Here is a 14,011-nt window from a genome sequence, read left to right on the forward strand (position 1 = left end):
GGAATCAGCTAGAAACTTCCTTGTTAAGTATATAAGCGACCATTTCAGGGTTCAGTTTACTTTCCCTTGCAACCTTTTTCTCAATTTCCTCAGTGGATTTTCCTTCATTCTTCATTTCTTTTATCTTATCGATCACTGAAGACGGAATTGCATAGTATTCGTTTATATCTTTCCTGTGTCCCCAGACATCCCCTTCAAGGAGCTGGATCCTCTGCATCTGAAGGAACATCTCTATGGACTTTGAAACCGTCCGCATATAGGATTTGGGTAACTGGATTACCTCAATCTTCGGGCAGGTTTCAACCAGTCCGAAGATGTCCTTATTAGACGGCCTGAAAGCCAGGTGAACAATACGCTCATTCGGATTAAGTGTAAAAATTTCTTCCCTTGAACTAACCACTCTTATTCTCATGTTTTTTCCCCCACTCTAAAAATATTTTAAGTTATTTTTATTTAAGTTATTTTTTTTAAGTTATTTTGATTTTAAGTTATTTTGATTTTAAGTTATTTTGATTTTAAGTTATTTTGATTTTAAGTTATTTTGATTTTAAGTTATTCCAGGTATCAAGCTGAACTTTTTTAAGTTATTCCAGGTATCAAGTTGAACTATTTTTTAAGTCATTTTATGTTTTTAATTAATCCAGGTTTTAAGTTATTTTGTGTTTTTACTTTATTAGAAAGTACTTATACTTATTATAAATAGTTATCTCATTGCACTAACATTATTTAGATAGTCTATCAGTAGATACATCCTTATAATAGTTCAGAAAAAAGTATTAAAATGCCTTAAAAATGATTAAACCCTTTTTTTCCAGGCAAATATTTAACTGTTCTGGCAGTTTTCGCCTCTTTTCGTAATAAAAAAATTTTAGGATACTATTTGAATTATTCAGACTGTAAAGTTTAGATTTCCTGTTTTTAGCTTGAAGTTTAACTGAGGTTTTACTGAAAGAAACAAATATTAAACCCCAATCAGGATTTAGAAAAAAGTTATAGAATTCAGTCATGTAGAGAGAATTTTAGAAGAGTGTTACGATAAATTACAGTAAGGAAACCCCAGAAAAATTCCGAAGATAGAAACTCCCGTCTATGAGTACTTCAAAAGAGTATCCTAAAAAGAAATCGGGAAAAAGTTTGGCGCCCTCAGGTTCCCCGAACCAGGGCAGCTTTTTCAGAAGAATAAAGGGTCAGAGAAGCTTATCGAGTTCAGCAGCCAGTACACTGCCCTGAGTCACACCCATAAAACGCTTCACTTCAGTCCCATCCTTCTGAATGATCAGGGTCGGGACAGCGTGTATGCCGTACTTTGAGGCAAGCTCCTGGTTTTCATCCACATCGACAACTTTAAACTCAACTTTATCCCCGTACTTTTTCTCGAGCTCTTCAAGAATAGGTTTTTGCATTCTGCAAGGTCCACACCATGTTGCGGAAAAGTCCAATAACATCGGTTTCATAAAATCACCTGCAATACTTGAAACGTCTGAGACTTTTTCTGTTCTTAGCTTATCTACTCCGGTCAGCGCACGAAGGGATCGTATACATGCGTCCGTACGGCACAGCTACCGAAACCCAATCCTGAATATAGAGGTATATAAAGTAAATTACCAGATACAGGGTAGGGGCTCGATTTGTATATATTATCTTCGAGCATATATAATGCTTATCTAAGTCCTTCGAGCCTGTATTTAAAGTTATTCCGAAAAGGGAGACATAGCAGCTCGTTATTGATCTCCTTTCTCGCTGTCTTCTTTTCGACATTTAATAATGTTGCCGAAATACATACACCCTTCCATAGAGATCGTGGGCATCTCAGGAGATTCGTCAACCATTTTTACAGGAGCTCCACGGATAAGCACACAGGGGACTCTTTCTCCGGCTTCTCCCATCAGGATTTCTGCAGCAGAAACAAGGTTGTCTGCCGCTGCTTTGTAAGTAAGGCGGAGAGGCTTTCCGTAAATATCAAAACTGCCCCTCGCGTCCTCAACAGGTATAAAACCGGAAACTCCAAGTGCAATTCCTGTGCAGCCAAGCCGCAGGGGCTGTGTCCTGCTATCTCCTATAATTACTCCCAGCCTGCAGGAGTAACGCTTCTCAAGCCTTTTCCGTATGTTCTCGGAACTTTTTCTCGGGTCTCTGGGGAGCAGGACCACATGACCATCAGGAGCATTCGAGGCGTCTATTCCGGCATTGGGAGAGAGAATACCTTTTGTGATGGTAAGTGCGGCTCCAGGAACACCCCCGAAGAGCTCGTCACATTCCTGAAGCACAAGCTCCATTTCCCTGGGATCTATCCCATACTTTTCTCCGAGGAACAGAGCCTTTTTTCCGGGGGTAATGCTGGCAAGATTGACAATCCTGTTTTCTGCCGTACCAATAGCAGACTCAGCCAGTACAAAAATATCCCCATCAACCGGGACAAGACATGCTTCCTGAAGTGAAGCTTCAAGAATCTGTACGATGTCGTCCCCTGATTTAATTATAGGGGTCTTAATCCCGAACATCTGGACGGAAGTGATTTCTGGACTCATTTTCATGCCTTAAAAACTGTGGTTAGTCTCGGTTTTAGAAAAAAATAAAACCAATATGAATAGAATTAAACCGTAAAATACCGGAAGATATTGATAAATGTATCCAAAGGTTTGGATACTCCTTCGAAGGATAAAAAAGCTTTGAAATATAGATATGTCCGGGGAATATCGGATTCGAGCAGGACCTGAGGATATCTGGAATCAGAACTGTTTTCCTGTTCGATCTGATGCAGTTACACCAGCCTGCCAAAAAAAGGAGAAAAAAAGATATCAGGTAATAAATAAACATAAAAAGAGTGCCAGCTAACTTTACTGTTTTTATTTGCCGGTTTTTCTGAATTAATCACTTCTGAGAAATTCCCGCCAGAGAAAGCAATCTTGCTGTGTTTCTATGGGACCCTATTGGCATAACGTGAATTCCCCGCGAAAGTTTTGTCAGCTCCTTTATGGTTTCGGAAGCTATCAAAAGCCCTTCTTCCATAGGGGATGATGCATCTTTCATTCGAAGCATAATTTCTTCGGGCACGTGAATCCCTGAGATGTTTTTATTCATAAATTCAGCCATACCCAGAGACTTGAGAGGAATCAGACCTGCAATTACAGGCACCTCAAGATAGTTTACTGCGTCCATAAACTCCTCGAACATACCTATATCGTATACAGCCTGCGTCTGGATAAAATCCGCCCCGCATTTAACCTTTTTCTGGAGCTTTATCAGCTGCATTGTCTTTTCAGGGTCTATTCCCGAAACTGCTCCCGCACAAAATGAGGTCCCCCCGTCCAGTTTGTTTCCTGCAAAATCGACGCCCGTGTCGAGTTTTCTCACGAGTTCTATGAGCTGCACGGAGTCAACGTCATAAACAGGCTTCGAGCCCGGATGGTCTCCACAGGTAGGATAGTCTCCGGTCATAAGGCAGATGTTTCTTATTCCAAGCGCATATGCTCCCAGAAGGTCAGATTGGAGCCCTATTCTGTTCCTGTCCCGGCAGGTAAGCTGCATGATAGGCTCATGCCCTTCATCAAGCAGAAGCTTGCTAAAAGCCAGAGAACTCATGTGCATAATTGAACACTGATTATCCGTAACATTAAGAGCATCTGCAATACCTTTTAACTGGCTGGCATCTTCCAGAGAAGCTGAGAATCTTGTACCCTTGGGAGGAGAAACTTCAGCAGTAACCAGAAATTTTCTGGAATTCAGTTTTTCACGAAAATTAAAAAGCATTAAATAAGAATATTAGGTATGAAATTATTTAAATCCATGCTCCTGTGGAGCATAAGGACGTAAAGAAATCAAGCCCCTTATTATATAAAAAGTGGTATAATTTATGAAAATTGCGACTCAGTTCCAGAGTCTCATGATGAGATAAAATTAAAAATCACTATATTTGCAACTGAGTCGAAAAGTTAATTAAATTATTTAGTCCCATGTTCCTGGGGAGCATGGGTGACATAAAGAAGATCCAGCCTGTTTATTTTATTCAGACGATCATAAATAAGATACCAGACACAGTCTTTATCCCTGTTGACCTCACACATCCCTTCCACAGACCCTCCGCAGGGTCCGTTGAGAAGGGCTTTGGGGCACTGAGATTTCGGACAGAGCCCCCCGTACTGACTTATAGTACAGTCCCCGCACATAACACACTGGTCAGAAAGCAATTTTCCTCCACTGGAGCCGCCAAGCGAAAGCGTGTTGTTTGAACCGTATATAGGCAGGTCCACAACAGTCGCAACAGCAGAAACTCCACTACCGCAGCCCATAACAAGAACACAGCTTGCGTCATTTATTTTCTCGCTTTTTTCGACAAGAGAATCATAAGAACGTATGCTGCAAGCAGCGGTCGGGAGAGACCAGCCCACCACATGCTTTCCGCTCTCTTCAAGTTTTCTGCACATCTCCCGGACTTCAGGTTCTCCTCCTGTCTTCAGTTTTGCAGCGCACACGTTGCATCCGACAATAAAAATATTATCTTCGTCTTTTAACATGTCCAGGATTTCTTCAAAGGGTTTTGCTGAAGTTATGATCATAATTACCTCAAATATCTGTATTCCAGGTTAGTCCGATTAGATATGCATTCGCGAATCATCTCGGCGATAAGCGGCAAAGAACGGGCCTGCCCATCCAGTTTACGTGCAAGACGCTCAAATTGCAGCAGGGTTCCCATAACAAGAACATCGGTAGCTTCCGTTTCATGGGAAACAGCATCCCTGGCGAGGGCTGCATCTCCTCCCCTTGCAAGCATCTCCTGTTTAATTATCAGAGCTTCCGTGGTTGTAAGGTTCCTTATTTTTAAAACAAGATGAACGCTTTTTCCCTGCATAACCTGTGAACCGACTCTTGTGGCTCCGATATTTCTCATTGCAATGCCCGCGTCCTGCGGGGTTTTCACTTCAAGCACCGAAACTTCATACCTGCCTTCCTTTACAACACTTGTGCGGCTCCTCAGGGCTCCTGAAAGCCTGACAACGTCAGAAGTTGCAGGTACATCGTGTGTACGGATAATATGTGCGCCTTTATAGACAGCAATCGCCGCTGCAGCCAGGCTGCCATAGAGCCTTTCATCTGCCGGCTTTCCAAGGACTTCACCTATGAAGGATTTTCTTGAAAGGGCTGCAAGCAGAGGTTTTTCAAAGATCTTAAGGCGCTCGAAATCGTCCAAAGTCTCAAAGTCGTACATGGGCTGCTTCTCGTCCATCCATCTTCCTATCGCAGGGTCAAGGATGAGGCTTTCAGACGCTATGCCCCTGGACTCAGCAGCCTGTATAATGGAATCAAGGGCTTCAATAATGGCATCCATGCCCAGGAGGTCTCCGGGGGCTTTTTTGGAAGCCATAACCACAGCCGGACAGCCGTTGTCTGCCACCACTTCCATCATCCTGGGATCCGCCGTAAAGCCGGAAACATCGTTTATGACCTGTGCCCCTCTTTTAAGAACTTCCTCTGCTATTTCGGAAAACATGGTATCAACTGAGACCACAGCGTCCACATTGCCTTCCAGAGCTTCAAGCACGGGAAGTAAGCGGTCAAGTTCTTCTTTTCTGCTAATAGGTTCTGAAAAGCGCCATGTTGACCGGGCACCTATGTCCAGGAAAGTTGCTCCGTCTTCAACCATTTTTTGGGCGGTCTCAAGTGTAGAGTCAGGACTTATAATTGAACCATTGTAAAAAGACTCAGGGCTCAGATTAATAATACCCATTACATGTGCAGGATACTGGTCTCCTACTTTTATACCGCAAATATCAGTATTAATTACCATTTTTGACAACCAGGTTATATAGATACTAAATCAGTAGCGCAACAGCGCTGATAAATATGACAATACTCGTCCGTGGATATTGCTGAAAGCCTTCCACTCCGCCATCTGAAAGACTTTCTGCAAGCAAGAAAAAAAATTCCGGCTGCGAAACGGGCACTGGGGGATCTGAAAGGGAAATGGAACTTATATTTGGTTAAGCTTGAGAATAAAGGAATTCAGAATTCCTGAAAACCATATATGTGGAAACTGAGGGATCTGGAGATTTTGTTTCGGGTTAGAGGAACAATATGGAAACAGTGAAGACTGCCTGTGGGAACAGTAACTGTCACTATATCAGGTATCCATACTGTCAATATATCAGGTATATTTGTTTAGGGATTATAAACACCAGTTTAACGCCTGGAAACTTTATGAGAGCCAGACTATTTATTTAAGTTTTCATCAATAATTTTGATTGTTTATTAATGGCGAACAGGAATGTTAATAAAATAAGCTTCAATGATAGATAAAAATATTGATGTGTAAAATTAGTTTATCACAATAAGGAAAAGTCAATTTCAGAATAATAAAAAGCATTTATAAAATATGAAAAGAATAACCCGGGCTGACAGACTAAGAAAAAATAAAATTTGGCTCCAGTTCGATGCAATCAAAAAACAAACTTACTTGTTTTTTCCGGAAAATTGAACCGGCTCTTTTCATCATAAAAGGAAAAGCCTTAAATTAAAAAATTAAAGGCTTTTCTCAGCACACATAAGTACGTGCTTCATAAGCATGGCAACTGTCAGGGGTCCTACACCGCCAGGGACGGGAGTGATAAGGGAAGCTTTTTTGATTACATTTTCGAAATCCACGTCCCCGTATACACCGTCCTCTTCTTTGGTGATTCCCACATCGAAAATTACAGCCCCTTCCTTAACCATGTCGGCTTTAATAAGGTGTTTGACTCCTGCTGCAACAACAAGGATATCGGCACCAAGGGTGTATTTCTTCAGGTCATCGGTGAAGATGTGGCAGACAGAAACGCTTGCATTTCTATTAAGAAGCATTGCTGCCATTGGTTTTCCCACAACATTGCTGTGTCCGACAATAACCGCATTTTTCCCCTTGACAGGCACATTATACTCTTCGAGTGCCCTGATTACCCCGTGCGGAGTACATGGGACAAGCCCTTCATCCCCTATCATGAGTTTTCCCATATTATAGGGATGAAAACCGTCTGCATCCTTTGCAGGAGATATGGCTTCCATTGCTTCCTGCGGAGAGAAATGCTCTGGCAAAGGCAGCTGAAGCAGGATGCCGTGCACATCCTTGTTATTGTTAAGGGAATCGATCAGGGCAAGAAGTTCTTCCTGGGTAGAATCTGCAGGAAGAAGGAAGTCTTCTGCTCTTATGCCCACACGCTCACAGGCTCTGTGCTTCAGGCGGACATACATCTTTGATGCAGGGTCATCCCCTACAAGGATGGTGGCAAGCCCGGGAGTAATTCCCCTGTTGCTTTCAAGGTCTTCTACTCCTGACCTTACCTCTTCTTCGACCTGCTGTGCAAGGACTTTTCCATCTATGATACGTGACTCATAGCTTTCATCTAACAAATGGTAAACCCCCTATCTCCTCAATTATTCGTAAACAGGGAACTTTGAACAGAGATCCCTTACCTTAATATTGATTTCCGACAGAAGAGCATCGTTTTCCGAATTCTTTATTGCAGCCTCGATGTAGTCTGCAACCAGTTCCATTTCCTTTTCTTTCATGCCCCTTGTGGTGCAGGAAGGGGTCCCGAGCCTTACCCCGCTGGTTACGAATGGGCTGCGGGTCTCGAAAGGAACTGTGTTTTTGTTGGCGATGATCCCGGCTTTGCTCAGTGCAGCTTCAGCGTCCTTTCCTGTAATATTCATATTATTGAGGTTTATAAGCATAAGGTGGTTGTCGGTGCCGCCTGAAACAATATCAAAACCTTTCTGCTTCAGACATGAACAGAGGACCTTTGCGTTCTTTACGGTCTGAGCCTGGTCCTGCCTGAACTCTTCGCTCATGGCTTCTTTGAAGGCAACAGCTTTTGCAGCTATGATATGCATGAGAGGGCCGCCCTGAATACCCGGGAAAACCGCTTTGTTCACGCCTATTGCAAGCTCTTCAGTCTTCGAGATAATCATCCCGCCCCTGGGACCGCGCAGGGTCTTGTGGGTGGTTGTGGTAACAAAATCCGCATAAGGAACAGGGCTCGGGTGTACGCCTGCAACTACAAGCCCTGCGATGTGTGCAATATCTGCAAGGAGGTAAGCTCCGACCTCATCAGCAATTTCCCTGAACCTTTTAAAATCAATCACACGGGGATAGGCTGAAGCTCCGCATACTATCATCCTGGGCTTGCATTCTTTTGCCAGTTTAAGGAGCTCATCGTAATCCAGGGCTTCGGTCTCTTTGCTGACCCCATAGGGCACGATGTTATAGAGTTTTCCTGAGAAACTTACAGGGCTGCCATGAGAAAGGTGTCCGCCGTGAGAGAGGTCCATGGACAGGATAGTATCCCCTGGCTGCAGCACAGAGAAATAAACAGCCATGTTGGCGCCTGAACCTGAGTGAGGCTGGACGTTTACATACTTTGCCCCGAAAAGTTCCTTTGCCCTTGCAATGGCGAGATTTTCGGCAACGTCAACGAAATCGCAGCCTCCGTAATAGCGTTTACCGGAATATCCTTCGGCATACTTGTTGGTCATGATAGAGCCCTGGGCTTCCATAACAGCCCTGCTCGCATAGTTTTCTGATGCGATCAGGTTCAGCTTGTGTTCCTGACGATCGGCTTCATTTTTGATAGCCTCGAACAATTCCGGGTCAATTTTTTCAATATAAGACATCACTGTCACCTTATAACTCATGCATTTAAAACTTGTTTTAAGGGTTTCTTGATAGAGTTAATTGAATTTCTTCATAGGCAGATTTATCAGGAGGTTTTCAACCTTCTGGATTTAAAAGAGCTCTGATTAAAGGAGCTCTGATTGAAATAAACTTTATACTGAGATCAGGGATCTCATTCAGACTCATTTAAAGGTTAATGAAAAATTTTCTGAGTAATCTTTAGACTCAGGAAATTATGTAATATTGAAAGCTTTCGGTTGAAGGGGCAATTTCGCGTGAGTAATATAATTTCATGTACTTATAACCATCAGGGTATTGATGAAGATACCAGCGGATGAATACACTAATGAAGATACTAATGGGTAAAATCTGTTCCGTTTTGGTGCGCCTTCTTTTTTTGAAAGAAGTTTTCTAACCTGCGAAGCTGAAATTGCTATATGGAACTATGTTTTCCGGAAAACTTTACTCCATGTCAGGGTCTGATTCTCTCCAGTCTTGCACCTCATGATAAAACTGATGAAATCCCGGGTTCCTTTATCTTCCTTTTCAAAGGTCTTAATCAGGGGCTGTTACGTTCCTGCCCTCAACTTTAAGTTTCCCCTCGACAAAAAGCCTGACAGCTTCGGGATAGATAATATGCTCCTGCTCAAGAATCCTGTCAGTAAGGGTCTCTTCGGTATCTCCCGGGAGCACAGGCACGCATCTCTGGATAATAATCGGACCTGAATCGAGACCTTCGTCTACAAAATGAACAGTGCAGCCGGCAACCTTTACCCCATATTCAAAAGCCTGTTTCTGGGCATGAAGCCCTTTGAAAGCCGGGAGAAGAGAGGGATGGATGTTCAGTATCCTGTTCCGGTATGCATTAATAATCTCGCTTCCCAGAAGCCGGAAATAGCCTGCAAGCAAAAGGAGGTCAGTATCATACTGTCTGAGCACTTTCAGGATTTCCCTGTCATATTCAGCTCTGTCCCGCCCTCTGGAGTCAAGAAAGACAGCACTGATACCGTGGTTTTTTGCACGTTCGAGCGCATAAGCATCGGCTTTGTTGGAGATAACTACATTAACTGCCGCGTTTTTTATGTAGCCCTTTTCAATGCTATCTATGATCGCCTGGAGATTTGAACCCCGTCCAGAGACCAGCACTGCAATCTTTACCGTCATTGAGGGATTTAGATTGAAACAGTGATATATTAGGTTTTTGGAGCTTTACCGCACCCTTAAAAACGGAAGTAAATCCAGAGGAAGAGAAAAATAGTTTGTCTCAGGGTCCTCTCCGAACCTCAGGAAAAAGAAGTAGTTTATGCCTCATGAGTATCCTTGCGTTCCTCTATAAAATCGAGGAGTTCCTGAGAATCACTTATAGTGTCTAGTTCTTTCTTTTCTATAAGCACCGTATTTTCAACGGATTTCAGTTTGGAACGCCCGTTAATTATGAACACGGACTGTGTTTCCGTAATGCAGGAAATGCTGCTCATAAGGTGAGCCCTCTTGATTACGGTTGTATTGAATTCACTCACACCTGTAAGGATAACCGAAGACTTATCCCTGGAGATGGCTTTGAAAGGTGCCTGAGCTGTAGGGAGCACATCATACCCCAGCATTGAAATTGTATTCAAGATAAGGTCTTCGGGCAAAAGCGTTCCGGGTTTCCCCTTTGGCTCCTCCTTTTCAGGCTCTGCTTTTTTCCTCGGCTTTCTGCTCCCGCAGGACTTCAGGATATCAATGGGTTTTGCCAGCTCTACCCCGAAAATGTCCTCAAGATGGAGCACGACGTCAATGGAAGCGTCCATGCCTTCTTCTTCATACTTGCTGATAGTTCTTCTTGAAACCCCCACCATGGAAGCCAGAGTCCCGAGGGACATGGACTGGGTGGTTCTTGCCTTCTTAAGGAGATCTCCCTCTATTGAGACATAAAGCCCTCCAGGTGCTGCCGATACCAGAGGCCTGATATTTTCAACAAAGTAATCATACAGGGTCTGGACGCTGAGGGCAAGGATATCATAGCGCATGTAGACAACGCTGTCTTCAAGCATCTGGTCCCTTGTCTTGGCTCCGACCACGATAGCGGAACCTCCCAGATACTCAGCAAGATATTTCATCTCCCTTGCTGTTTCTTCGTTCAGGCCGTCAATATTAAATAAAACCTTGCAAAGTAATAGTGTATCATCTTTTCGTGCGGCAACGTCAAAGCTCCTCGGGCGTATATTACAGCGGTCAGAGAGTGCAAAACCCGCACGTGCCAATACATCAATAATTTGATGTATGAGAACCTCTTTTGTCATTCCGCTATTAATTTCTGTTTGAACATCTATATATATATTTCTCCAACATTGTCAGCGAGTAGATGGGGAAAACAAGCCGGAGAATCCCGAAAATGCTGGTTTCCCCTGACCGCAATTGCAGAAATATTAAGGGAGAAAACTGGATAAGGAAAAAAATGATCATCGGAATCGACGATACGGACTCAAACGAAGGCATGTGCACCACATATCTGGGAGCCCTGCTGCTTGAGGAACTTCAGGAATACGGAAATATAGAAACCCTGCCTCTCCTCGTGCGCCTGAACCCTACAATCCCTTATAAAACAAGGGGAAATGCAGCAGTAGCCCTGAAACTTAAAACCGACTGTCCTGAAAAGGTAATCGCACATGTAACATCCAGAATAGAAGAACTTGCACGCATGGAGTGCGAGAAGACCAACCCGGGTGCGGTATTTATTCAGGATAAAGATTACGGAAGGCTCAGGCCTGTACTCATGCGTTTTCTGGAAGAGGCTGTAAGAGACGTAATTGAAATAAAAAAAGCAAAAGACCTTATCTCCATACTCGGGATCGCCTCAAAGGGATTCAAAAACGGGAGAGGACTTATAGGTGCACTTGCAGCCTGCGGGGCAATGCTCGATCAGGATGGGTTGGACTTCACTTTTGAGCATCTGGCGTACAGGCAGAAAGATAGATGGGGAACTCCGCGTGAAGTGGATAAAAAAAGTTTTTTTGAAGCTGATAAGGAAACATATCCCGAAACATGGGATACCGTGGACCTTACAAACAGGCTAGTAGTCTGTGTTCCCCATTCAGCAGACCCGGTTTTGTTCGGGATAAGAGGAGAAAGCCCTGAGATAGTAAATAAAGCTGCATCTCTCATCCGGGCTGAGCCTGTCGAGCGCTTTGCCGTGTACAGGACTAACCAGGGAACTGACATGCACCTCCTTCCGGCTCAGAATATCGCTGAGACCAGGGATATGCACTCCTACAGGCTTGAAGGCACGGTTTCGGCAGCCCCGAAAACCCTTGAAGGTGGACATGTCATTTTTGCAGTCCGGGACAGGGAGGGAGCAGAAATTGATTGTGCAGCCTTCGAACCGACAAAGAATTTCAGGTCGCTTATAAGAAAACTCGTCCCCGGAGATCTTATCTGTCTCTCAGGAAGTGTCACTTCCGGGACCCTTAATATTGAAAAAATCGAAATCAAATCTCTTGCTCCGGTGTCCAGGGAAGAAAACCCCATGTGCCCTGAATGCGGAAAACATATGAAATCCTCAGGCAGGGGGCAGGGGTTCCGCTGCAAAAAATGCGGAACGGATTCCCCTTCAAAAGTCAGATCTGAAGTGGACAGGGACCTTGACCCCGGCCTCTATGAAGTCCCCCCCTGCGCCAGGAGGCATCTTGCAAAGCCGCTTGCAAGAGAAAAGCGCAGGGACATAAGACTTAATCCTGCTCGATAAATCCTGCTCGATAAGAGGAAAAAATTCCTTTTTCGCCTCTTTTTCGTCTTCAATCCGGCGGGTCTGGTAAAGTCAGTCCATATATTCAACACAGCTATTCCGGCAAATTCGACATAGATAGCAGGTAAATTCAATGGAGCTAACCGGTGAATTCAATAAAGTTAACCGGTGGATCCAATGAAGTTAACCGGCGAATCCAATGAAGTTAACAAGTCAGTTCAATGGAGTTAACCAGCAAATTTAATGGAGTTGACCAGTAAATTCAATAGAGTTCCGGCACCGGAGGAGCTTTTCTTTTGTGTTCATTTATCTCAATGCGCCTGGTGACAGAGTTAAGCTGATCTGCGGAAACCCCTGTCTTATCCAGAATTACTTCCGGTTCTACGCCATCCTCAATCATTTTCAGAACTTCATCAACCTTCACGTATGATATGCCAAGATCTGCTTCATCTGTCTGGCCTGCCCATAGACCTGCGGACGGTTTTTTGGTGATGAGAGATTCCGGGATTCCCAGCCTGCTGGAAAGCTCCCATACCCCGGTTTTATAAAGCCCTCCTATAGGTTCAAGGTCAACGCCTCCGTCCCCGTATTTCGTGTAGTAGCCGAGAAGGATCTCGGTTTTGTTTCCTGTCCCGATAACCATGCGGTTCAGCCGGTTTGCATGGAAATAAAGAAGAGACATCCTGGTCCTTGCTTTCAGGTTGCCTTTCGTGAGCCTGTCTGCAGATTCGCTCTCCGGGACTGCAGCCATAAAAGCCGAGATAATGCCTGAGATGTCAATTGTCCTGTACTCTATCCCGAGCCAGCCTGCCAGAGCCTCAGCGTCCTCACTGTCAACTGCGGGGGTAAGGCTGCTCTCAGGCATGTGGATGCCAAGAACCCTGTCCTTTCCGAGAGCTTTTACGGCAAGAGTTGCGGTAAGGGCGGAGTCAATCCCTCCGCTGATGCCAACGACTACCCCTTTTACGCCTGCTCTGCCAGTCTCGTCCCGGATAAAATCAATAATCCTGTTCTGTGCGTTTTCAAGGTCCATAATCTTAAATTCCTGAAATTTGTGAATCGTGTGAATTCAAATATTTTAACCTAAAATTTAAACTAAAGGCTGCTTTGCTGGAGAGTCTGAACAATAACATCAAAAAATTTGATTCAGACCCTGTTAAACAGTTTTATACACAGAAGCTGTAAATATATTAACCTTCCAGAGAAAACAGAGTGAAAGGTAAACTTATTTAATAAATGGGGAATATAGGAGGCGTGTCTTCCGGACATTTCAATATAAATACCTGAGTGTTAAAATATACTGAGCTATTTCCCGGTCCTGAGCATCCAGTAGTCCTGTGTCCAGAAAGCCAGAAACTGGCGAAAGTATGTTTTCCGGAAGAGAAAAGCAGAAACATGTGTAGATATTAGAAATTTGAAGCTAGAAATTTGAAGCAAACGAAAATTACACCATATCCGCGGCACGCTCCAGCTTAAACGCATACAGGATAAATTTTCCGGAGAAAGGCATTAAAATAAAAAGAGAATCTAATATAGAAAACAGATAGTTAAGAACTCTATCCGTAGAAAACGATAGTTAAGAAGTATTCGATCCGGAAAATTCGGAAAAAACGGTATCCTTTCATTTTATACCATTACCA

12 protein-coding genes are annotated in these 14,011 nt (G+C 43.8%); 1 reads left to right on the top strand and 11 read right to left on the bottom strand.

Going from position 1 to position 14,011, the window contains the following annotated elements; genetic code table 11:
* Positions 1-4 precede the first annotated feature (4 nt).
* From M886_RS16830 to M886_RS16875, 10 genes are all read right to left on the bottom strand, one after another.
* A complete protein-coding gene (locus M886_RS16830; protein ID WP_048036529.1) occupies positions 5-412 on the bottom strand; it encodes a DUF1699 family protein in 408 nt (135 codons plus the stop codon).
* A gap of 775 nt (positions 413-1,187) precedes the next feature.
* Positions 1,188-1,454, bottom strand: coding sequence for a thioredoxin (gene trxA / locus M886_RS16835; RefSeq protein ID WP_011032389.1), 267 nt, complete (start codon positions 1,452-1,454; stop codon positions 1,188-1,190).
* Between the two features lie 267 nt (positions 1,455-1,721).
* Positions 1,722-2,534: a coenzyme F420-0:L-glutamate ligase gene (gene cofE / locus M886_RS16840; RefSeq protein WP_015411103.1), complete on the bottom strand. Its 813-nt coding sequence runs from the start codon at positions 2,532-2,534 to the stop codon at positions 1,722-1,724.
* Positions 2,535-2,871: 337 nt separating this feature from the next.
* Positions 2,872-3,750 (bottom strand): methylenetetrahydrofolate reductase, encoded by an 879-nt coding sequence (locus M886_RS16845; RefSeq protein ID WP_011032391.1) that lies wholly within the window; start codon positions 3,748-3,750, stop codon positions 2,872-2,874.
* 191 nt (positions 3,751-3,941) lie between these two features.
* A complete protein-coding gene (locus M886_RS16850) occupies positions 3,942-4,556 on the bottom strand; it encodes a methylenetetrahydrofolate reductase C-terminal domain-containing protein (RefSeq protein ID WP_011032392.1) in 615 nt (204 codons plus the stop codon).
* 2 nt (positions 4,557-4,558) lie between these two features.
* On the bottom strand, positions 4,559-5,785 hold the full coding sequence (gene folP, locus M886_RS16855; RefSeq protein WP_048036525.1) for a dihydropteroate synthase: 1,227 nt from the start codon (positions 5,783-5,785) through the stop codon (positions 4,559-4,561).
* A gap of 731 nt (positions 5,786-6,516) precedes the next feature.
* Positions 6,517-7,380, bottom strand: a complete 864-nt coding sequence (locus M886_RS16860) for a bifunctional methylenetetrahydrofolate dehydrogenase/methenyltetrahydrofolate cyclohydrolase (RefSeq protein WP_011032394.1) — start codon at positions 7,378-7,380, stop codon at positions 6,517-6,519.
* Between the two features lie 24 nt (positions 7,381-7,404).
* Positions 7,405-8,643 carry a bifunctional serine hydroxymethyltransferase/L-allo-threonine aldolase gene (glyA, locus tag M886_RS16865; protein WP_048039955.1) on the bottom strand — a complete coding sequence of 413 codons (1,239 nt, stop codon included), beginning with the start codon at positions 8,641-8,643 and terminating at the stop codon, positions 7,405-7,407.
* 556 nt (positions 8,644-9,199) lie between these two features.
* Positions 9,200-9,808: a phosphoribosylglycinamide formyltransferase gene (purN, locus tag M886_RS16870; RefSeq protein ID WP_011032396.1), complete on the bottom strand. Its 609-nt coding sequence runs from the start codon at positions 9,806-9,808 to the stop codon at positions 9,200-9,202.
* A 137-nt stretch (positions 9,809-9,945) separates the two neighbouring features.
* Entirely contained in the window at positions 9,946-10,929 is a 984-nt protein-coding gene (locus M886_RS16875) for a transcriptional regulator (protein ID WP_011032397.1), read from the bottom strand.
* 155 nt (positions 10,930-11,084) lie between these two features.
* On the opposite strand from M886_RS16875, the gene M886_RS16880 reads away from it, so the two are divergent.
* Positions 11,085-12,371, top strand: coding sequence for a tRNA(Ile)(2)-agmatinylcytidine synthase (locus tag M886_RS16880; protein WP_048051790.1), 1,287 nt, complete (start codon positions 11,085-11,087; stop codon positions 12,369-12,371).
* A 262-nt stretch (positions 12,372-12,633) separates the two neighbouring features.
* Here the strand turns inward: M886_RS16880 and M886_RS16885 are convergent, their stop codons facing one another.
* Complete coding sequence (locus M886_RS16885; RefSeq protein ID WP_048039950.1) at positions 12,634-13,404, bottom strand: NAD+ synthase; 771 nt, start codon at positions 13,402-13,404, stop codon at positions 12,634-12,636.
* Positions 13,405-14,011: the final 607 nt, after the last annotated feature.

Source organism: Methanosarcina soligelidi, from assembly GCF_000744315.1.
In the GTDB taxonomy this organism is placed as follows: domain Archaea; phylum Halobacteriota; class Methanosarcinia; order Methanosarcinales; family Methanosarcinaceae; genus Methanosarcina; species Methanosarcina mazei.